This is a genomic window from Janthinobacterium sp. J1-1, assembly GCF_030944405.1.
Lineage (GTDB): Bacteria > Pseudomonadota > Gammaproteobacteria > Burkholderiales > Burkholderiaceae_D > Janthinobacterium.
Genome location: NZ_CP132339.1, coordinates 4,472,869 through 4,492,911, shown reverse-complemented (window position 1 = coordinate 4,492,911; position 20,043 = coordinate 4,472,869). Strand labels below are relative to the sequence as shown.

The window sequence follows — 20,043 nt, the reverse complement described above, 5'->3', positions numbered from 1 at the left end:
GTGTAGACGGGCCATGCTTATTTATTGTTATAAGACGCAAGGCTTATAATTTCCTGATGGTGAATACTGAAAAACAACTGGAGCTGCGTCACTACCGCTGCGTGGTGGCGGTCGCGCGCAGCCTGCACTTTGCCCGCGCGGCGGCGGAGCTCGGCATTTCGCCGCCGGCCCTGAGCAAGCAGATACAGGAAGCGGAAAGCCTGCTGGGCACGCGGCTGTTTCAGCGCAGCAAGCGTGCGGTGGCGATCACCAGCGCCGGGGCGCTGTTCGTGGCCGAGGCGCAGCGCGCCCTGGAGCAGCTGGCGCAGGCGCAGGAGGTGGCGCGGCGCGCGGGACGGGGCGAGCTGGGGCGGCTGGAGATCGGTTATGTGGGCTCGGCCGTCTATTCGGGCGTGCTGCAGAGGGCGTTTGCCCGCTTTCGCGCCTCGCACCCGGGCGTGACCCTGCAGTCGCGCGAAGTGGCGATGGAGCTGCTGCCCGCCATGCTGGAACAAGGCGAACTGGATTTTGCATTCGTGCGCCCGCCGATACGCTACCCGGAGGGCCTGGACAGCGTGGTGCTGCTGCGCGACCGTTTCGTGCTGGCCGTGCCCGAACACAGCGAGCTGGCCGGTGGCACCGGTGTGGTGGCGCCGCAGGCGCTGGCGCAACTGCCCTTGATCGTGCCGGAACAGGAATGGGGCACGCTGGAAACGGCGCGGCGCGGCGGCTTTGCGCCGCTGGTGGCGTCGCGCCCGGGCAGCCTGCTGTCGGTCCTGGCGCAAGTGTCGCTGGGGGCCGGCTGCGCCATCGTGCCGCAGGCGGTGCTGACCGGCATCACCCTGCCTGGCGTGTGCTACCGGGAACTGGCGGGAGCGCCGATCGCATCGGAAATCGCGGTGGCGTTTCGTCGCCACGAGCAAAATAGCGCCGCGCGCGCCTGGATCGCCCAGTTGCGCGCGGCGGCAGTGCCGTGAACACTCAGGGGGCCATTATGGATCCAGTTCGGGCGGCGGTCGGCGCAGCGCCATATGTTCCCATATCGCCACCAGGACCAGCACGCCGGTGGTGATGCAAGCCAGGATCAACGGTGTATACAAACGGCCGAACGCCATCGGGATCAGGGCCATGATGATCAGGATGCCCAGCACATGCGACATTGGCGGACTGCTGCGCTCGCTGCTGACCCATTTGAACAAAGCATTTCCCAGCAGATACAGGATCGGTCCGCCCAGCATGGCGCAAATGCCGGCAAAGCTGGTTTCGTCGGCATGCAGCAGCGACAGTTCGTCGGCCACGGCGCTGACGATGATGCCGCCGATAATCAGCATGTGAATATACGTGTAGGCGCGGCGCGCGATGCGGCCCGGGTCTTTCGAGGCGGCGATATGGGTATGGCCCAGCTCGGCGCCCTTGTCGAAATACAACCACCACATGGCGATGCTGCCCAGCAAGGCCGACATAAAACCGGCCCAGTTGGCGGCGGTCCATGCCAGGCCCGCAAAATTGGCGCCCGTCACCAGCAAGGACTCGCCCAGGGCGATGATGACGAACAGGCCGCAGCGTTCGGACATATGGTTGCCGTCGATATCCCAGTCGCCGGTCGAGGAGCCGCCCAGGCCCGGCACATTGAACAGCAGCCACGGTCCGGCCAGGTCGATCAGCAGCGCCGCGGCCCACCAGTAAATGCGCACGGAGGGGTCGGCGGCGCCGCCGATCAGCCAGAACACGCCGGCAAACGCGGCCCACAGCGCGATGCGCTGGAAATTGCGGCGCCGCGCCAGGTCTTCATGGCGCACGGCCCACAGCGCGAACAGCGGCCGGCCCACCTGCATCGCCACATAGGCGCCGGCAAAACCGAGGCCGCGCGTGCCGAACGCTTCGGGGATCGAGGCCGACATGAGCAGGCCGCCCAGCATCAGCACGAACAGGCTGATGCGTACCGGCATGCGCTCGGGGTCGAGCCAGTTGGTGATCCACGAGGTATAGATCCAGACCCACCAGACCGCCATCAGCAGCAAGGCCGTTTGCAGCCAGCCCATGGCGCTCAGGTGTTCCAGCAGCGCATGCGACAGCTGGGTCACGGCAAACACGAAGACCAGGTCGAAAAACAATTCAATCATGCCGACCTTGCCGCTATCCGCCCTGCCCCGCGTGCGCAGCAGCGATGTTTTCAATTCCATCAGTTTCTTTCTATTATTAAAATTTCACAGGTGTCGGCAAAGGCTGGCCCGCGAAATGCGCCTGCAGGTTGTCGACCACCAGCTGGCCCATCGCGTGGCGGGTTTCCACCGTCAGGCTGCCCACATGGGGCGTCAGCACCACATTCGGCAAGGCGCGCAAGGCGGCCGGCACGCGCGGCTCGTCGGCAAACACGTCCAGGCCGGCCGCGCCCAGGCGGCCGTCGGCCAGCGCGTCCATCATCGCTTCCTCATCGATCAGCGCGCCGCGCGCGATATTGACCAGCGTGCCTTGCGGCCCCAGCGCGGCCAGCACTTCGGCGTTGACGGCGTGGCGGGTGGCCGGCGTGCCGGGCGCGCAAACGATCAGATAATCGCTTTCACGGGCCAGGGCCAGCAGCGAGCCGGCCAGCGGCGCGCTCACGCCAGGTTTGGCGCGCGGCTGGTAGTAGCGCACCTGCACGCCAAACGCGGCCAGGCGCAGCGCGATGGCCTGGCCGATCTGGCCGAAGCCGAAAATGCCGGCCGTCTTGCCGCGCAGGCTGAAGGCCGGCTTGACCGTTTCGCGCCGTTCCCAGGCGCCGTCGCGCACGAAGCGGTCGAGCAGCACGATATGGCGGACGCTGGCCAGCAGCAGGCCCAGCGCCACGTCGGCCACGTCGTCGGTCAGCACGTTCGGCGTGGTGGTGACGGCAATGCCGCGCGCGCGGGCCGCGTCCAGGTCGACGCCATCGAGGCCCACGCCATTGACGGCGATGATTTCCAGCGCAGGCAAGGCCGCCATGTCGGCCGCCTTCAGGCCCAACGCGCCGGTGGTGACGACGGCGCGGATGCGGCTGGCGCGTTCCCGCAGCCAGGCGGCGCGCTGTTCGGGCGCCACCTGCCAGGCATGGTGGCAGGTGTACTGGCGTTCCAGTTGTTCATTGACGGCGGCGGAGGGGCTGGTGGCGAGTATCAGTATGTCGGGGAGCATGGGTGTCCTGGGTTGGGTCGGTGTCATAGCCAGACGCAACTTAGCATATTTGACGCCCACCCGGGGCTGGCCGCCCCTAAAACCCTGCCGTCATCAAGGTCGGGCCAGCCCTATGGACAGGAGACTTTTTTCACCTTGCCGGCGGTATTGAAGGGGTCGGCACCGCCCAGCGGATTGGCCTGCATGGCGTAGCAGGCGCTACCGGTGGCCGTCACCACGCGCGTGGCGGGCCGGCCGTCGGCAGTCAGATAGTCCTCTATCCTGATCGGCGGTCCGCCGCGCCAGGCGCTGGCCACCATTTTCTGGAACTTGCTTTCGCCGGACAGTTCCGGCGCCGCCAGCCACGGCTTGTCTTTCTTCAGTTCGACGCGCAGGGTCTTGTCGATGCCGCCGGCGGCGAGCACGGCGCGGGTGCGCAGATCGACGGCCGGGGCGGCTGGCGCGCTATCGGGAACGATGGCCTCCCTAGCGATGGCCTCCGGCAAGGCAGTGATCGCCTCGCTCGGCGCTGCGGGAACGGTGATGGTGGCTGGCGGTAATGATCTGGCCCTGCGTGGCGGCGCCGTGACCGGCATGGGCACGATCATCGGCAGCGCGCGCGGCATCGGCCTGGGCGGAATCAGGGTCATGAAAGCCACTTCCGTATAGTGCTGGAGCTGCCTGGCCGGCAACAGCAACAAGTACAGGCCCAGGCCGTGCATGGCCAGGATCAGCGCCACGGCGGCGCCTTTCAGGCTGATCTGACGGTTGACAACGGTGGATGGCGGCGGCATGCGGGGTCCTCGAAGCGCCAGGGCGCGGTCCGCCATTCTAGGCATACTTTCCCTGGTGCATTAAGAATTCAACAAGGTACCGCCTGGCGCTACTTTTCCCGGCAAATCCTGCCCTCTTGTGGCGCCGATGTTGCTTATCCATCTGTACTTTTTGATCAAAGGCTGAACAATTTTGATCATCTGTCACACAATGTCACGGACTGTCATATAATGATAATCATTCTCATTAACATTCAGACAACCGTCGCCATGCCTACCTTCCGCCTCGCCCCAACCCCTATCGCCCTGGCCGTATTCCTGCTGGCCAGTACCGTTGTCCAGGCACAAACGTCGAATACCGCCGGCGATGCGCAAACCATGCCCAGCGTGGTCGTCAGCGCGTCGGCCGACGCCTCGGCCGAAGGCCTGTCGCGCGCGTATGCGGGCGGCCAGGTGGCGCGCGGCGGGCGCATGGGCATCCTCGGTTCGGTCGACATGATGGACTCGCCGTTCGGCGCCACCAGCTACACCCAGCAATTCATTGCCGACCAGCAGGCACGCAGCGTGGGCGACTTGCTGCAAAGCGACCCGGCCGTGCGCATGTCGCGTGGTTTCGGCAACTTCCAGGAAGTGTATATGATCCGCGGTTTCGCGCTCGACTCGGACGACGTGGCGTATAACGGCCTGTACGGCGTGCTGCCACGCCAGTATGTCTCGCCGGAATTGCTGGAACGGGTGGAAGTATTCCGCGGCGCCAGTGCTTTCCTGAACGGCGCGGCGCCTGGCGGCAGCGGTGTCGGCGGCGCCATCAATCTGATGCCCAAGCGCGCCGGCAATGCGCCGCTGACGGAAGTGACGGTCGGCGTGGAAACGGGCGGTCATGCGTATGCCGCCATCGACGTGGCGCGCCGCTTCGGCGAGCAGCAGGAACTGGGTGTGCGCGTGAATGCCGCCAAGCGCCAGGGCGAGACCGGCATCAAGCATGAAGACCACGATGTCGGCATGTTCGCCGTCGGCCTGGACTATCGCGGCCGCGGCTTCCGCCTGTCGGCCGACGCCGGCTACCAGAATTTCGACCTGGACGCGCCCCGCCCGTCGGTCGCGACCTCGGGTGTGGCGGTGCTGCCATCGGCGCCCGACGCCTCGCGCAACTTTGCCCAGCCCTGGAGTTTCTCCAAGGAACGCGACGTGTTCGGCACCGCGCGCGCGGAATATGATATCGCCCAGGACGTGGTGGCCTGGGCCGCCTTCGGTGGCCGCTCGACGCGCGAATCGAACAGCCTGGCAAACCCCGCGTTGAGCGCCACCAATGGCAACGCCAGCGCCTACCGCTTCGACAATGCGCGCAAGCAGCAGATCCGCACGGGCGAACTGGGCATCCGCGGCAAGGTGAACACGGGCGCCGTCAGGCACACCCTGGTGGCCAGCTGGTCCGGTCACTGGAATGAAGCGAAGAATGCCTACGCCATCAGCGACTTTGCGGGTTTTCCGACCAATATCTATAACCCGGTCAACGCCGCCATTCCGCCAACGACGTTTTTCGGCGGCGACATGAACGATGCGCGCATCACGCAAAAGACCATTCTCGGCAGCTACGCGCTGGCCGACACCATGGCGTTCCTGAATGAACGCCTGCTGTTGACGGTGGGCGTGCGCCGCCAGCAGATCAAGGATATCGGCTATGACTACGGCACCGCCGTGCAGTCCGGTCCGGCCTATGACAAGAGCGCCACCACGCCGGTCGCCGGCATCGTCTACAAGGCCAACCAGAATGTGTCGCTGTACGCCAACTATATCGAAGCCCTGGTCAAGGGCCCGGTGGCCAGCGGCACCTATGGCGCCAATCTGGCGCCGGTGACCAACCTGGGCGAGGTGTTTTCCCCGTACAAGTCCAAGCAAAAGGAAATCGGCGTCAAGTATGACGGCGGCAAGCTGGGCATGAGCGCGGCCCTGTTTTCCACCAACAAGCCGCAGGGCGCCATCGTCGGCACCCGCGCCACGCTCGATGGCGAGCAGCGCAACCAGGGCGTGGAACTGTCGGTCTTCGGCACGCCGATGACGGGCGTGCGCCTGCTGGGCGGCCTGACCTGGCTCGATACCGACCAGCGCAAGACCGACGTGGCCGCCAACCAGGGCAAGCAAGCCATCGGCGCGCCCGAAACCCAGGTCAGCCTGGGCGGCGAGTGGGACGTGCCGGGCGCGCCGGGCCTGAGCCTGAACGCCCGCACCGTCTACACCTCGACCCAATATGCGGACCTGGCCAACACCAAGCAACTGCCGTCGTGGACCCGGGTCGACCTGGGCGCACGCTACCTGACGCAAGTGGCCGGCCGCGACGTGACCCTGCGCGCCCGCGTGGACAACGTTACGGACCGCAACTACTGGGCGTCGGCGGTGTCCTCGTTCGGCGCCGGCAGCCTGGTGCTCGCTTCGCCGCGCACGGTCGTCGTTTCCGCCACGGTCGCGTTCTGATCGGCAATAATGGACGCATGACACCGCACCCATTATTGCTGCCCTCCTTGCTGTTCCCATTGCTGTTCTCATTGTTCTTATGCCTGCCCGCCGCCTCGCAAAAAACGGCGGCGTGCCCTTGGGCGGCCTGGAAAAGCGGTTTCCAGGGACAGCCCCGCGCGCAGGCGGCGTGCCTGCTGCGGCCCGTCTACAGGTATGCGCGTATCGGCCAGACGGTCGCCCTGCCCGCTTTCCTCGATCGCCATGTCGGCGAAAAAGTGACCGTCGACCGTAACCAGTTGCGCGCCTACCTGGCGCAACGGCAAATCAATGAAAGCGAGCTCGGCGGCGCGCTGGATGCACCGCTGTCGCGCGCTTCAGGCCGCCTGGTTTCCCCCGTGGCACGCTATTTCGTACTCCACGACACCAGCTATCCGAACTTCCTGCTAAACCCGATTCCCGCCGCCATCGATACGCGCGACTGGGATTTCAATGATTTTGCGCTGCGCAACCCGGCCAGGGGCGCGGGGCCGAAAGGCCATGTATATGTGAACCGGCTCGGCGAGTCGGTGACCGTGCACGGCTTCGACATCGCCAATTTCGCCAGCAAGCTGGAAAAGGACAAGCCTTCGCTGACCGGCCTGTTCCTGCACGTGGAGCTGGTGCAGCCGCGCAAGTCCGATCCTGCCGGCGGGCGCGGCAATGACGGTCTGGCCCCCGAGCCCGGCTTTACGCCGGCCCAGTACGAACGGCTGGCCCTGCTGTATATCGCTGCCAGCGTGCGCAAGGGACACTGGCTGATTCCCGCCTTCCATGCCGTGCTCGACACGGGTTATGCGAACGGCCACGACGATCCGCAAAATTTCTCGGTAGCCGCCTGGTCGGAATCGATCACACAATTGATCGATATCATGCAGCAGCCTGGCAGTCCTTCACTGGCCGAATAAGGCGGCGCTTTTGTAGGATACTGGAGGGCCGCGCATCGGACCGCACCACTGCGCGCAGCCTTGCGGAGCCAGCTTGTCACTTGCCCACGATCCTGTTTCCCCTGCCGCGCGTCCACATCCACGTTCGCGCCTGCGCACGCAGCGCATTGCCGACCTGCGCGACACCGTGCTGCAGGAATGGGAACATCGCGTGCGCGCCAGCGTGCGCGGCGCGGCGCAATTGCTGCCGCCGATACTGATCGATACCTTGCCGGCTTTTTTCGACCACCTGGCCGAGGCGCTGTCAGCGGGCAACCCGCGCCAGACCGCCGCCAGCAACAGCAATGTGCCCGCCGTGCATGGCAATGAACGGGCGCGCATGACCAGCTACGGCCCGGAACAGGTGATCCAGGAATACCAGATCTTCCGCGACTGCTTTGCCGAGGCGGCGCTGGCGGCCGGCCTGCCCTTGCGGCGCGGCGACTGGGCCATCCTGCACGCCTCGATCGACATCGCCATCCGCGACGCGATACGCGAATTCACGGCCATGCACGAAAGTTTCCAGCGCCGCATCGCCGCCGGCCTGTCGCATGACATGCGCAATCCGCTGTCGGTGATACTGATCAGCGCGCAATTGCTGCAACGCCAGGCCGGGCTGGAGCCGGACAAGGTGGCGGAGCTGACGCAGCGCATCGTCGACCATGGCAAGCGGCTCGACACCATGATCGAGGAATTGCTCGACACGCTCAGCTATCACCGGGGCCAGCAGTTGCCGCTAGCGCTGTCGCAATTCGACCTGCTGCCGCTGGCGCAGTCGGTCTGCGCCCAGGTCAATCTGCAGCAGCCGGGCAAATGCCAGGTGGCCGGCGCCGGCATCACGGGCTGGTGGTGTGAAAATTCGCTGCGCCGCGCGCTGGAAAACCTGCTCGGCAATGCCGTCAAGTACGGCGATGACGGCGTCATCGAGTTGCGGCTGGAACAGGCGCACGGGCGCGTGATCGTGACCGTGCACAACAGCGGACCGGCCATCGCCGAAGAGCAGATGACGCGCATCTTCGATTATCTGCGGCGCGACAACCATGCGCCCGCACCGGGCTGGGGCATCGGCCTGCCCTATGTCCAGAATGTGGCAGAAAGCCATGGCGGCAGCATCGCCGTCGACAGCGCTCCCGCCAGCGGCACTTCCTTCATCCTCGACCTGCCCGTCGACTGCCGTCCCTACGTCCACCCAGCCGCCTGATTTCCGGCCTGCGGCAGCCCCAATACCGCCCGTCTTGCCATTCCCGGCGCACCAATGCGGTGCAGCGCACACAATGGTGCATTAATTATGGTCTTTTCTGTCATATTCTCTCTGGCACGCTTCGTGCTGAGGTAATGTTACAACCAGGCTCTAGGGGAAATCATAATATGGCGAATTTTTTCAATGAAATGACGGCGGATGGCTTGGGCACCGAAAGCAAGGTGCGTGAACATTATCGTGAATTCCATCAATGGCTGGAGCAGCAATCGCCGGAGACCATCGCCCGCAAGCGGGCCGAGGCCGACCTGACGTTTCGCCGCGTGGGCATCACGTTCGCCGTGTATGGCGACGATGCCGGCACGGAACGCCTGATTCCGTTCGACACGATTCCCCGGATTATTCCCGCCGACGAATGGGCGCAGATGCAAACCGGCCTGGTGCAGCGGGTCAAGGCCCTGAACATGTTCATCCATGATATCTATCATGAACAGAACATCATCAAGGCCGGCATCGTCCCCGCCGAGCAGATCTACAAGAACGCGCAATATCGCCCGGAAATGCAGGGCATCTCGGTCGCATCCGATATCTATGCGCATATCGCCGGCGTCGATATCGTGCGCGCCGGCCAGGGCGAATTCTATGTGCTGGAAGACAATCTGCGCGTGCCGTCCGGCGTGTCCTACATGCTGGAAGACCGCAAGATGATGATGCGGCTGTTCCCGGAACTGTTCGCGCGCAACCGCATCGCCCCGGTCGACCATTATCCCGACATGCTGCTCGACAACCTGCGTTCGGTGGCGCCGATGGGCGTCGACGACCCGACCGTGGTGGTGATGACGCCGGGCATGTACAACTCGGCCTATTTCGAACATGCCTTCCTGGCCCAGCAGATGGGCGTGGAACTGGTCGAAGGCAAGGATCTGTTCGTCAACGACAATTCCGTCTACATGCGCACCACGCGCGGGCCGAAACGGGTGGACGTGATCTACCGCCGCGTCGACGACGATTTCCTCGATCCGCTGGCATTCCGCTCGGACTCCTCGCTGGGCGTGCCCGGCCTGCTGTCGGTATACCGCGCCGGCAGGGTTACCCTGGCCAATGCGATCGGTACCGGCGTGGCCGACGACAAGTCGATCTACCCGTTCGTGCCCGACATGATCAAGTTCTACCTGTCGGAAGAACCGATCCTGAACAATGTGCCGACCTACCAGTGCCGCAAATCGGCCGACCTCAGCTACGTGCTGGCCAACCTGCCCAAGCTGGTGGTCAAGGAAGTGCATGGCGCCGGCGGCTACGGCATGCTGGTGGGGCCGGCTTCCACCACCGCGCAGATCGAGGATTTCCGCCAGCGCTTGCTGGCCAACCCCAGCGGCTATATCGCCCAGCCCACGCTGGCCCTGTCGGCCTGCCCCACCTATGTGGAATCGGGCATCGCGCCGCGCCATATCGATTTGCGCCCCTTCGTGTTGTCGGGCAAGACCATCTCGATGGTGCCGGGCGGGCTGACCCGCGTGGCGCTGGGCGAAGGCTCGCTGGTGGTCAATTCCTCGCAAGGGGGCGGCACCAAGGATACCTGGGTATTGGAAAAATCTTTCGCTGGAGACAAATAATGCTGAGCCGCACCGCCGATCACCTGTTCTGGATGGCCCGCTACACCGAACGCGCCGAAAACACGGCCCGCATGCTCGACGTCAACATGCAGACCTCGATGCTGCCGCAATCGCAGGAAGACGCCGAGCAAGGCTGGCGCGCCACCCTGGGCATTTCCGAGCTGCAAAGCGCCTACGATGCCAAGTACGGCCGCTTCCATACGCGCGACGTGCTCGACTTCATGGTGCGCGACCCGAACAACCCCTCGTCCATCCTCGCCTGCCTGACGGGCGCCCGCGAAAACGCGCGCGCCGTGCGCGGTACGTTGACCACCGAAGTGTGGGAAACCCAGAACGCCACCTGGCTCGACCTGCAGAAACGCCTGAAAAGCAATCTGCTGGAAACCGACCCGAGCGCCTTTTTCGAATGGGTCAAATACCGCTCGCATCTGTCGCGCGGCGTGACCCTGGGCACCATGCTGAAAGATGAAGCGATTCATTTCATTCGCCTGGGCACTTTCCTGGAACGGGCCGACAATACGGCGCGCATCCTGGACGTGAAGTTCCATGGCGCCAAGGATGCCTCGAAAGACATCGCCCAGCGCGACTTTTACTATTGGGCGGCGCTGCTGCGCTCGGTATCGGGCTTCGAGATCTACCGCAAGGTCTACCGCGACGTGATCACGCCCGAACGCGTGGCCGAGCTGCTGATCCTGCGTGGCGACATGCCCCGTTCGCTGCTGGCCTGCATGGATGACGTGGTCGACAATCTGCACCATATCCGCAACGATGTGTCGGCCGATACCGAGCGTTTCGCGGGACGGCTGCATGCCGAACTGAAATTCGGCCATATCGACGACATCCTGAAAGCGGGCCTGCACCATACCCTGACCGAGTTCCTGGAAAATATTTATGAACTGGGCAACCGCGTCAGCCGTGACTTCCTCGTTCCCCTGGCGGCCTGATGATACTCACCATACGCCACGAAACCAAGTATCACTACAGCACACCGCTGGCGTACACCATCCAGCAGCTGCACCTGACGCCGCGCATCGAACCGCAGCAGCGCGCGCTGTCCTGGCAGATCAACACGCCAGGCCAGTGCCACGCCTATACGGATGCCTACGGCAACCTGTCGCAGATGCTGACCATTAACGGCAAGCACCAGGCGCTGTCGCTGGTGGTGCAGGGCGCGGTGGAAACCATTTACCCCTACCAGGGCCGGCTGAACCTGGTCGACACGCTCTCGCCGCTATTGTTTACCATGCCGACGCGGCTGACCGAATCGGACCCCACGATCGTCGCGCTGGCCGCCGCCAGCCTGCCGGACCGCGGCACGCCGGCCGCCACCCGCCATTTGCTGCGGCTGGCCGAAAACATCGCCGCCAAGGTCGCCTATGAAAGCGGCGCCACCGAGGTGACCACCACCGCCATCGCCGCCCTGGCGCTGGGGCGCGGCGTGTGCCAGGACCATGCCCATTTGTACCTGGCCTGCTGCCATGCCTGGGACATCCCGGCGCGCTATGTGTCCGGCTATATCGATCCGGGCACCACCGGCCACGCGGCCAGCCATGCCTGGGTCGACGCCTGGGTGGTCGACAGCGATTTCGCGGGCTGGGTCAGCATCGACGTCACGCATGCGCGATTGATGACGGATGCGTATTGCCGGCTGGCGATCGGCCGCGATTACGATTCGGCCGCGCCCGTGCGCGGCGTGCGCCGGGGCGGCGGCAAGGAAACCATGAGCGTCGACGTGCAGATCGTGCCGGCCTGATCGCCTGAAAAAACCGGCAGAACGAGGCTGGGCCTGGCCCGGCTTGCTGGTCCGGGGCCAGCCTGATGTAGAATGACCACCTTTTTTGACTGTTAACGTTGACGATGACTTATTGCATAGGCATGCGCCTCAATCAGGGCCTGGTCTTCCTGTCCGACTCCCGCACCAACGCCGGCGTGGACCAGGTCGGCACCTTCCGCAAGATGAGCGTGTTTGAACATCCGGGCGACCGCATGCTGGTGATGATGACCGCCGGTAACCTGTCGATCTCGCAGGCGATCCGCCAGATCGTTGCCGAACATGTCGACAGCGACGGGCGCAGCATCTGGAACGTGACCAGCATGTATGACGCGGCGCGCATCGTCGGCGACGCCGTGCGCACCGTGCACCAGCGCGAAGCGAAGGCGCTGGCCGCCTGCGGCATCGACTTCAATGTCAGCATCATCCTCGGCGGCCAGATAGGCGCCGAGCGCTGCCGCCTGTTCCAGGTCTATTCGGCCGGCAACTTCATCGAATCGCACGATGAAAACACCTATTTCCAGATCGGCGAAGCCAAGTATGGCAAGCCCATCATCGACCGCGTGATCAACCCGGCCACCGGCCTGGACGAAGCGGCCAAGTGCGCGCTGATTTCCATGGATTCGACGCTGCGCTCGAATATTTCGGTCGGCCTGCCGCTGGACCTGCTGGTGTATGAAACCGAACGCCTGGCCGTCACGCGCTTTGTCACCATCGATGAAAAAAACCAGTATTTCCGCATGATCCGCGACACCTGGGGCGAGCAATTGAAGCATGTGTTCGAAGGTATCGCCGATCCGGTGTGGAACGCGGCGCCGGACACCACCAGCAATGTGTTGTCGTCGACCAATATGCGCAGCAAGCCGGTGCGCGTGGCGATTCCCGAGCATGCGGGCCGCGGCGGCCTCGGCGTCACCCCGCTGCAATCGCTGGCCCAGCAGTTCGGCAGCGGCGAGCAGCATTGAGTCCGTGCGCGCCACTGGCGCGCAGCGTGCTTTTATGGCAAGATGAATTGATGTTCCGTTCATATTGCACAGAGAGGCAGGTGGCGCATGGACTTGATCACTTCCGCGGTGGCGGCCGCCATCGCCCACGGCGCGCACCATGCGTCGCCTGACTCCATCACCGAGCCCTACCGGCGCCTGAAAGCGGCCATCGGCCAGCTGGCCGGCGCGGCCGATGTGCTGGCCGCCATCGCCAGCCTGGAAGCGGCGCCCGATACGCCCGAACTGCGCCTGGCGCTGTCGAAAGCCGTGGCCAGGGCCAAGGCGCCCGACGACATGGCCGTCCTGTTTGCGGCGCAGGCGCTGCTGGAGCAATTGCCCCGGCCGGAGGCCGTGCCAGCAGTGGCTGGCGTGGAAAAAAGCGCGCTGGTGTCAAACCATGCGGTGGTCAAGGTGGGCTTTGCCACCGACCGCCAGCGCGACCTGGGCAAGCCGGCCGCGCAGCGTTTCGGCAACGAGCGCAGTCACAACGCCGGTCTCAGCTACGGCCACTGCGAGATCAGCATCCCGCGCGACCACCGCATGGGCGAGCTGGAGTCCCCTTCCCTGTGGCGGCTGGAATTTCGCCTGGACCCGGCCAAACACGTGATGCTGCTCGACGCCGAGGTGGAGGACCAGGCCCGTTTCTTTGCCGGCATCGCCGCGCAGGTCAAGGCGTCCGCCGCCGGCAGCGCCTTTATCTTTATCCATGGCTATAACGTCAGCTTCGAGGATGCGGCGCGGCGCACGGGGCAGATGGCATACGACCTCGGCTTCGATGGCGCGCCCGTGTTCTACAGCTGGCCGTCGCAGGGCGACGTGGCGCGCTATACGGTCGATGAAAACAATATCGAATGGAGCACGCCCCACCTGCAGGCATTTCTCGCCGACTTCCTGCAAAAGACCGATGCCGCCAAGGTCTACCTGATCGGCCACAGCATGGGCAACCGTGGCCTGGCGCGCGCCGTGGCCGGCCTGATCGAAAGCCAGCCGGCACTGGCCAGGCGCATCGCCGAAATCATCCTGACGGCGCCCGATATCGACGCCGATGTATTCCAGCAAGAGATCGCGCCCCGGCTGACGGCCGCACACCATCCGGTGACCCTGTACGCCTCGTCGGAAGACCTGGCGCTGGCCGCGTCCAGGCTGGTGCACGGCCATCGGCGCGCCGGCGACAGCGGCGACGGCATGCTGCTGGCCGGCGTGGAAACCATCGACGCCACCGGCGTGGACACGGGTTTCCTCAAACACAGCTATTTTGCCGAGCGGCGCTCGGCCCTGTCCGACATGTTTTATCTGATCCATAACAATGCGCGCGCCGACCAGCGCTTTCTCGATCCGGTCGACACGCCCAAGGGGCGCTACTGGACGTTCAAGCCCTGACAGGCAGGTGGGCAGGCATGTTAAGATGCGGTAAAACGGCATGGCAAAGACACGGCGACCGCGCCGCGATGATGACCATGCGCATGCAGGCAAACATTATGTTGACTTCTTCTACCGAACAAGCTGAATCGCTGATCCGCAACACCAATGCCCGCGTCACCAAGACGCGCGTGAAGGTGCTGGACTTTTTGATGGCGCAAAGCCAGTCGATGACCCACCATGAAATCCAGCAGGCGCTGGCGCAGGACAGCGATATCGATTCCGTCACCTTGTACCGGGTGCTGGAATGGCTGACCGAAAACGAGCTGGTGCACCGCATCGCCGGCGGCGACCAGGTGTGGCGCTTCAGCGCCGGCGGCGGCCATCAGGCGCACGAGCACGCCCATTTCCAGTGCAACAAATGCGCCACCGTCACCTGCTTCAATGAAGTCAAGCTGCCGCCACCCGTGTCCCTGCCCGAAGGATTCAGCGGCGGCGACGTCGATTACCTGATCAAGGGGCTGTGTCCGCGCTGTAAGTAGGCTGCATCTCCGGCGCCTGCTCGCCCGCCACGCAGCGGTCCAGGCCCCGTATCAGGGTGTCCTGCGGCAAGCCCCGGCCGATAAACACCATCTTGCTGGCCCGCGTTTCGCCGTCGCGCCACGGCGCGCCCAGTTCCGAGCCCATCAGCATGTGCACGCCCTGGAACACGGCGCGGCACGGCGACTCGGCAATGTATAAAATCCCCTTGTAGCGCATCAGCTGGGTGCCGAACAGCTGCACGATGGCGTCCAGAAAATTCTCCACCTTTATCAAGTCCAGCGGCCGGGCCTGGTGGTAGACAAACGACTGCACGCCGTCGCCATGGCGGTGTCCCAGTTCGCCCAGGAAATCCGGTTCCAGCTCGACGATGGCGTTCAGGTTGAAGCCGCGGATATTCAGGATATCGCGCAGCGGCACATTGCCAAAACTCACTTTCTGCATGCTGGCGCGGCAATTGATGGCCAGCAGGCGCTGGCGCAGCTTGGCCAGCTCGTCCTTGCTGACCAGGTCGGTTTTCGACAGCAGGATGCGGTCGGCAAAACCGACCTGCTCCTGCGCTTCGCGGTGTTCCGTCAATTGCTGCTGCGCGTGGCGCGCGTCGATTACCGTCAGGATCGCATCGAGCATGTAAAAGGCGCTGACGGACGGCTCGGCAAAAAAGGTCTGCGCCACCGGCCCCGGCGCGGCCAGGCCCGTCGTTTCGATAATCACATGGTCGAAAGCCAGCGTGCCGGCCGAGCGTTTCTGCCGCAGCTCGCCCAGGATGCGGATCAGGTCGCCGCGCACGCTGCAGCAGATGCAGCCATTGTTCATCTCGACGATCTGCTCCTCGCTGTCCTGCACCAGCAGCGCATTGTCGATGCCATCAAGCGCGAACTCGTTTTCGATCACCGCGATGCGCAGACCATGCTTGCCCTGCAGAATACGCTTGAGCAAGGTGGTCTTGCCGCTGCCGAGAAAACCCGTGATGATGGTGACCGGGATCAGCTCAGGCATGAACTCCTCGTCCATCATGCGGGCTCCTCGATGTCTTCCATGCGCTGCCACTGCGGAAACGGATCGGGCAGCTTGCGCCAGGCGGCCATGCCCTTGCGCGTCTCCGTATAGTTGAGCTGGCAGCGCTTCAGGCCGGCTTCAATCGCGGATTTATCCATGTCCTGGCCGATAAACACGATTTCCTGGTAGCGGTCGCCATGGGGCTCGCTCCAGCCTTCCCTCAGTTCCGCCAGCGATTCGGCATCCGTCGGCCACCGTTCCTGCGGCACGGCGGCCCACCACAGGCCCACCGGTTCGATATTCATCAGCTTGCCCGCGCCGGACAGGCTGGCCACCCATTCCGGGCGGCTGGCCAGCCAGAAATAGCCCTTGCTGCGCACCACCCCGGCGATCGGCTGCGAAATATAGTCGTACAGGCGCTGCGCATGAAACGGTTCCCTGGCGCGGTAGACAAAACTGCTGATGCCATATTCTTCCGTCTCCGGCACGTGCACGCCGGCCAGCTCCTGCGCCCAGCCCGGCATATTGGCCGCCTGCTGCAGGTCGAACAGGCCTGTCCCCATGATGGCGGCCAGCGGCACCACCGACTGGTTGGTCTCGATCACGCGCGCACCGGGGTTGAGCGCCCTGATCAGGGCCAGCACCCGCACGCGCTCGGCGGCGTCCACCATATCGACCTTGTTGAGCACGATCACATTGGCAAACTCGATCTGCTCCGTCAGCAGGTTCGCCAGCTGGCGGTCGTCGCCCTCGCCCGCCGTCTCGCCGCGCTGCTCCAGGGTGTCTTCACTGCCGAAGTCCGCCAGGATATTGGCGCAGTCGACCACCGTGACCATGCAGTCGATCTGCGCCACCTGGTTCAGGCTGACGCCGTCTTCGTCCTCGAAGTCAAAGGTGGCGGCCACCGGCATCGGTTCGCCCACGCCGGTCGATTCGATCAGCAGGTAATCGAAGCGGTCTTCCTCGGCCAGGCGCCGCACTTCCAGCAGCAGATCGTCGCGTAGGGTGCAGCAGATGCAGCCATTCGACATCTCGACCAGCTTTTCCTCGGTGCGCGACAGGGCCGCGCCGGCCGCCTGCGTGCCCTCGCGGATCAAGGAGGCGTCGATATTGACGTCGCTCATGTCGTTGACGATTACGGCCACGCGCTTGCCCTCGCGGTTGCGCAGTATGTGGTTGAGCAAGGTGGTCTTGCCGGCGCCGAGGAAGCCGGACAGTACGGTAACGGGGAGTTTTCTCATGATGATTCCTTGATGCAGTTAAGTTGCGTTTGCAAATTATAGTGCAACTTCCTTGCATTAACAGCTTTTTCTTGTCTCCACTCGTGCTGTCATTCGGCCGTCATATGACAGCGCTACAGTCGCGTCCTTTGAATCTTTCCGAGAATGGCAATGAAAACAAACTGGATCATGATGGCGGCGCTGGCGGGTGTGGGCCTGGTGGGCTGCAATGGCAGCTTGAACAAGCCGGCCAATATTCCTGAAGGCACGACGGTCACCGTGGCGCTGCTGGAGACCACCGATATCCATTCGAACGTGCTCAGCTACAACTACTATGCGCTGGCCGAAGACACCAGCCTGGGCCTGGAACGCACCTCGACCCTGATCCAGGCGGCGCGTGCGGAAAATCCCAACAACGTGCTGCTCGACGATGGCGACGTAATCCAGGGTACCCTGCTGGCCGACCTGCAGGCGGTCGCCGCGCCCGTGCCCTGCACGGCGACCCTGGCCGTGCACAAGGCCATGAACGCGCTCAAGTATGACGCGGGCGGCATGGGCAACCATGAATTCAACTACGGCCTGGGCTATCTGAGCCAGATCACGAATACCGATTTCGGCATTCCCGGCGTCAGCAAGCCCAGCGGCAATTGCGGCGCGCCCACCTTCCCTTCCGTGCTGAGCAATGTGGTCGGCGTGGCCAGCGGCAAGCCGATCTTCAACCCTTACGTGTTGCTGCCGCGCGATTTTGCCGCCGTGGCGCCCGATGGCAGCAAGCTCAACGTCAAGATCAATATCGGCGTGATGAGCTTTGTGCCGCCGCAAATCCTCGAATGGGATCAAAAAGTACTGGCCGGCAAGGTCAGCGTGACCGGCGTGCAGGAAGCGGCGAAACAATATGTGCCCGAGCTGCGCAGCAAGGGTGCCGACCTGGTGGTGGCCCTGTCGCACGGTGGCCTGGACACCAGCGCCTACAGCCCGAAGATGGAAAACGGCAGTTATCATTTGACCAGCACCGGCATCGACGCGCTGATGATCGGCCATTCGCACCTGATCTTCCCGAAAGGCAAGGAAGCGGGCGCTGCCGCGCTGGACGCCTCGTTTGCCGCCTTCCCGGCCAGCGCCAGGATCGATGGCGACAAGGGCTTGGTCAACGGCGTGCCGACCGTCATGGCGCAAAGCTGGGGCCGCCGCCTGGGCATCATCAAGCTGACCATGGTCTACCAGGGCGGCAAGTGGGTGGTGCAGCCGGACAAGACGACCGTCGAGTCGCGCGGCTTCAAGCTGGCCGACGGCACGAACGTCAAGGCCGACCCGGCGATCGCGCCGCTGGTGGCCACCGAGCATGACGCCACCATCGCCTACGCGAAAAAGCCGCTGGGCGTCAGCACCGATTTCGAGATGTCGGCGTATTTCGCGCTGGTGGGTGATGTCAGCGCGATCCAGCTGGTCAACCAGGCCCAGCTCGATTACGTGAAAAACTTCATTGCCACCAGCACCGATGCGACTTTGGCCAGCTACAAGAATATCCCGGTGATTTCCTGCAGCGCGCCCTTCAAGGCGGGCCGCAACGGGCCATCGGATTTCACGGATGTGGCTGCCGGCGCGACGCCGGCCGCGCCGGTCGGCTTGCAAGTACGCAATCCGGGCGACTTGTATTTGTATAGCAATAACAATCTGCAAGCCGTGAAGATCAAGGGGTCGGACCTGAAAGCGTGGCTGGAAACCTCGGCCAAACAGTTTGCCCAGATCAACCCGGCCTTGAGCACCGAGCAGGACCTGGTGCCGACCTATGGCACGATCTACAACTATGACGTGTTCTATGCGGAAAACAATGCGCTCACGTACCAGATCGACGTGACCAAGCCGGCGGGCAGCCGCATCGTCAACCTGCGCCACAAGGGCGCGGTGGTGGCCGACAGCGATGACTTTATCGTCGCCACCAATGACTACCGCGCTGGCGGCGGCGGCGCCGTGCCAGGCATCGACGGCAGCAAGACCATCATCAAGTCGCCGGACGCCAACCAGGCCGTGGTCAGCAACTACCTGCTGGCCCTGGCCGGCAAGGGCGCCGGCAAGGTGACCCTGGCGGACAACGGCAGCGCGCGCAGCTGGAGTTTCGTCAAGACGGCCACCGCCGGCCCGGTGATCCTGCGCTCGGCGCCCGGCCACCTGGCGCTGGCAAAAAGCAGCGGCATCGCCAATGTCGTGTCCGAAGGCGCGCTGGACGCCAGCGGCTTTGCCAAATATGCGATCGACCTGAGCAAATAAGGAGCAGATGATGAAAACCGCCCTCGCTTTCCCTGCCGTCGCCTTGGCAACTGTCTTGGCAACCGCCCTGGTGGCCTGCCAGGCGCCGCCACCGCCGACCACGGCGGAAATCGAGGCGGCCGCCATGCATGCGCGCCAGGCCGGCGACCGGCAGGCCGAGCGCCGCGTGCGGGCCTGGGCCGGCAAGGGCATGCCGGTGGCCGAGCGCGAGCTGGCCCTGGTCTACCAGCCGCGCCCGGAGCGACGCGCCGACGCCCTGCGCCTGTTCGAACAGGCGGCGCGCGCCGGCGATACGGAAGCGGCCTTCGAGATGGGCCAGATGCTGCGCCCGGGCGCGCCTGGCCAGGCCAGGTCCTGGTACCGCATGGCGGCCAAGCGGCAGCACGCCAGGGCGGCGCTGATGCTGGGCCTGCTTGCCGCGAATGGCGAAGGGGTGGCCAAGAACCCGGTCGAGGCGGCGCGCTGGCTGGCCGTCGCCAGCGAACTGGGCAATCCTCACGCCATGTTTTTGCTGTACAACGCGTATCGCGAAGGCCGTGGCGTCGAGCAAGACGCCGACAAGGGCCTGGCGCTGCTGGAGGAGGCCGCGCACCATGACTATCCGCCTGCCATCCAGGAGCTGGCCATGACGGTGCAGGCCGACGACGCGCTGCGCGCCGGCCATCTGCTCAAGGAGGCCACCGAGCACCGGCATAACAACTGGAACCGGTTCTGAGCGCCTGATCTTCACCTGATCTTTAGAGAGTGGCGGATTCTGGCGCTCTGCCGGTATGATCTGGGTACTTATAA

Annotated in this window: 17 protein-coding genes; 12 read left to right on the top strand and 5 right to left on the bottom strand. The window is 64.3% G+C overall.

The window, feature by feature from the left end:
* Positions 1-56 precede the first annotated feature (56 nt).
* Positions 57-956 (top strand): LysR substrate-binding domain-containing protein, encoded by a 900-nt coding sequence (locus Q8L25_RS20445; protein ID WP_308921129.1) that lies wholly within the window; start codon positions 57-59, stop codon positions 954-956.
* Positions 957-971: 15 nt separating this feature from the next.
* On the opposite strand, the gene Q8L25_RS20440 is transcribed toward Q8L25_RS20445, so the two are convergent.
* The 3 genes from Q8L25_RS20440 to Q8L25_RS20430 all read right to left on the bottom strand — a co-directional run bounded on the left by Q8L25_RS20440 (position 972) and on the right by Q8L25_RS20430 (position 3,905).
* Entirely contained in the window at positions 972-2,162 is a 1,191-nt protein-coding gene (locus tag Q8L25_RS20440; protein WP_308921128.1) for a low temperature requirement protein A, read from the bottom strand.
* A 16-nt stretch (positions 2,163-2,178) separates the two neighbouring features.
* Positions 2,179-3,132: a 2-hydroxyacid dehydrogenase gene (locus Q8L25_RS20435; RefSeq protein ID WP_308921127.1), complete on the bottom strand. Its 954-nt coding sequence runs from the start codon at positions 3,130-3,132 to the stop codon at positions 2,179-2,181.
* Positions 3,133-3,242: 110 nt separating this feature from the next.
* A complete protein-coding gene (locus Q8L25_RS20430; RefSeq protein ID WP_308921126.1) occupies positions 3,243-3,905 on the bottom strand; it encodes a hypothetical protein in 663 nt (220 codons plus the stop codon).
* A 249-nt stretch (positions 3,906-4,154) separates the two neighbouring features.
* On the opposite strand from Q8L25_RS20430, the gene Q8L25_RS20425 reads away from it, so the two are divergent.
* The 9 genes from Q8L25_RS20425 (at position 4,155) to Q8L25_RS20385 (ending at position 14,769) form a co-directional block, all read left to right on the top strand.
* Positions 4,155-6,356 carry a TonB-dependent receptor gene (locus Q8L25_RS20425; RefSeq protein ID WP_308921125.1) on the top strand — a complete coding sequence of 734 codons (2,202 nt, stop codon included), beginning with the start codon at positions 4,155-4,157 and terminating at the stop codon, positions 6,354-6,356.
* A gap of 17 nt (positions 6,357-6,373) precedes the next feature.
* A complete protein-coding gene (locus tag Q8L25_RS20420) occupies positions 6,374-7,282 on the top strand; it encodes a hypothetical protein (protein WP_308921124.1) in 909 nt (302 codons plus the stop codon).
* Positions 7,283-7,355: 73 nt separating this feature from the next.
* Positions 7,356-8,501, top strand: a complete 1,146-nt coding sequence (locus Q8L25_RS20415) for a HAMP domain-containing sensor histidine kinase (RefSeq protein ID WP_308921123.1) — start codon at positions 7,356-7,358, stop codon at positions 8,499-8,501.
* A gap of 167 nt (positions 8,502-8,668) precedes the next feature.
* On the top strand, positions 8,669-10,111 hold the full coding sequence (locus tag Q8L25_RS20410) for a circularly permuted type 2 ATP-grasp protein (RefSeq protein ID WP_308921122.1): 1,443 nt from the start codon (positions 8,669-8,671) through the stop codon (positions 10,109-10,111).
* Positions 10,111-11,055: an alpha-E domain-containing protein gene (locus Q8L25_RS20405; protein ID WP_308921121.1), complete on the top strand. Its 945-nt coding sequence runs from the start codon at positions 10,111-10,113 to the stop codon at positions 11,053-11,055. Before Q8L25_RS20410 ends, Q8L25_RS20405 begins: the two co-directional genes overlap by 1 nt.
* On the top strand, positions 11,055-11,864 hold the full coding sequence (locus Q8L25_RS20400) for a transglutaminase family protein (protein ID WP_308921120.1): 810 nt from the start codon (positions 11,055-11,057) through the stop codon (positions 11,862-11,864). The genes Q8L25_RS20405 and Q8L25_RS20400 overlap by 1 nt, the downstream gene beginning before the upstream one ends.
* A gap of 104 nt (positions 11,865-11,968) precedes the next feature.
* On the top strand, positions 11,969-12,847 hold the full coding sequence (locus Q8L25_RS20395) for a peptidase (protein ID WP_308921119.1): 879 nt from the start codon (positions 11,969-11,971) through the stop codon (positions 12,845-12,847).
* Positions 12,848-12,934: 87 nt separating this feature from the next.
* Entirely contained in the window at positions 12,935-14,248 is a 1,314-nt protein-coding gene (locus tag Q8L25_RS20390; protein ID WP_308921118.1) for an alpha/beta fold hydrolase, read from the top strand.
* 98 nt (positions 14,249-14,346) lie between these two features.
* Positions 14,347-14,769, top strand: a complete 423-nt coding sequence (locus Q8L25_RS20385) for a transcriptional repressor (RefSeq protein ID WP_308921117.1) — start codon at positions 14,347-14,349, stop codon at positions 14,767-14,769.
* Here the strand turns inward: Q8L25_RS20385 and Q8L25_RS20380 are convergent.
* Both Q8L25_RS20380 and zigA read right to left on the bottom strand, forming a co-directional pair.
* Positions 14,741-15,784 carry a GTP-binding protein gene (locus Q8L25_RS20380; protein ID WP_308921116.1) on the bottom strand — a complete coding sequence of 348 codons (1,044 nt, stop codon included), beginning with the start codon at positions 15,782-15,784 and terminating at the stop codon, positions 14,741-14,743. The two genes, Q8L25_RS20385 and Q8L25_RS20380, sit on opposite strands and share 29 nt — an antisense overlap.
* Positions 15,781-17,007 (bottom strand): zinc metallochaperone GTPase ZigA, encoded by a 1,227-nt coding sequence (gene zigA, locus Q8L25_RS20375; RefSeq protein WP_308921115.1) that lies wholly within the window; start codon positions 17,005-17,007, stop codon positions 15,781-15,783. Before zigA ends, Q8L25_RS20380 begins: the two co-directional genes overlap by 4 nt.
* 150 nt (positions 17,008-17,157) lie before the next feature.
* Here zigA and Q8L25_RS20370 point away from each other — a divergent pair, with 150 nt between their 5' ends.
* Both Q8L25_RS20370 and Q8L25_RS20365 read left to right on the top strand, forming a co-directional pair.
* Entirely contained in the window at positions 17,158-19,254 is a 2,097-nt protein-coding gene (locus Q8L25_RS20370; protein WP_308921114.1) for a bifunctional 2',3'-cyclic-nucleotide 2'-phosphodiesterase/3'-nucleotidase, read from the top strand.
* A 7-nt stretch (positions 19,255-19,261) separates the two neighbouring features.
* Positions 19,262-19,969: a tetratricopeptide repeat protein gene (locus Q8L25_RS20365; RefSeq protein WP_308921113.1), complete on the top strand. Its 708-nt coding sequence runs from the start codon at positions 19,262-19,264 to the stop codon at positions 19,967-19,969.
* Positions 19,970-20,043 lie beyond the last annotated feature (74 nt).

Bases quoted from the DNA above. Each gene is read 5' to 3' on its own strand.
- Q8L25_RS20445 (WP_308921129.1), top strand. From the start codon at position 57: ATGGTGAATACTGAAAAACAACTGGAGCTGCGTCACTACCGCTGCGTG.
- Q8L25_RS20440 (WP_308921128.1), bottom strand. From the start codon at position 2,162: ATGGAATTGAAAACATCGCTGCTGCGCACGCGGGGCAGGGCGGATAGC.
- Q8L25_RS20435 (WP_308921127.1), bottom strand. From the start codon at position 3,132: ATGCTCCCCGACATACTGATACTCGCCACCAGCCCCTCCGCCGCCGTC.
- Q8L25_RS20430 (WP_308921126.1), bottom strand. From the start codon at position 3,905: ATGCCGCCGCCATCCACCGTTGTCAACCGTCAGATCAGCCTGAAAGGC.
- Q8L25_RS20425 (WP_308921125.1), top strand. From the start codon at position 4,155: ATGCCTACCTTCCGCCTCGCCCCAACCCCTATCGCCCTGGCCGTATTC.
- Q8L25_RS20420 (WP_308921124.1), top strand. From the start codon at position 6,374: ATGACACCGCACCCATTATTGCTGCCCTCCTTGCTGTTCCCATTGCTG.
- Q8L25_RS20410 (WP_308921122.1), top strand. From the start codon at position 8,669: ATGGCGAATTTTTTCAATGAAATGACGGCGGATGGCTTGGGCACCGAA.
- Q8L25_RS20405 (WP_308921121.1), top strand. From the start codon at position 10,111: ATGCTGAGCCGCACCGCCGATCACCTGTTCTGGATGGCCCGCTACACC.
- Q8L25_RS20400 (WP_308921120.1), top strand. From the start codon at position 11,055: ATGATACTCACCATACGCCACGAAACCAAGTATCACTACAGCACACCG.
- Q8L25_RS20395 (WP_308921119.1), top strand. From the start codon at position 11,969: ATGACTTATTGCATAGGCATGCGCCTCAATCAGGGCCTGGTCTTCCTG.
- Q8L25_RS20390 (WP_308921118.1), top strand. From the start codon at position 12,935: ATGGACTTGATCACTTCCGCGGTGGCGGCCGCCATCGCCCACGGCGCG.
- Q8L25_RS20385 (WP_308921117.1), top strand. From the start codon at position 14,347: ATGTTGACTTCTTCTACCGAACAAGCTGAATCGCTGATCCGCAACACC.
- Q8L25_RS20380 (WP_308921116.1), bottom strand. From the start codon at position 15,784: ATGATGGACGAGGAGTTCATGCCTGAGCTGATCCCGGTCACCATCATC.
- zigA (WP_308921115.1), bottom strand. From the start codon at position 17,007: ATGAGAAAACTCCCCGTTACCGTACTGTCCGGCTTCCTCGGCGCCGGC.
- Q8L25_RS20370 (WP_308921114.1), top strand. From the start codon at position 17,158: ATGAAAACAAACTGGATCATGATGGCGGCGCTGGCGGGTGTGGGCCTG.
- Q8L25_RS20365 (WP_308921113.1), top strand. From the start codon at position 19,262: ATGATGAAAACCGCCCTCGCTTTCCCTGCCGTCGCCTTGGCAACTGTC.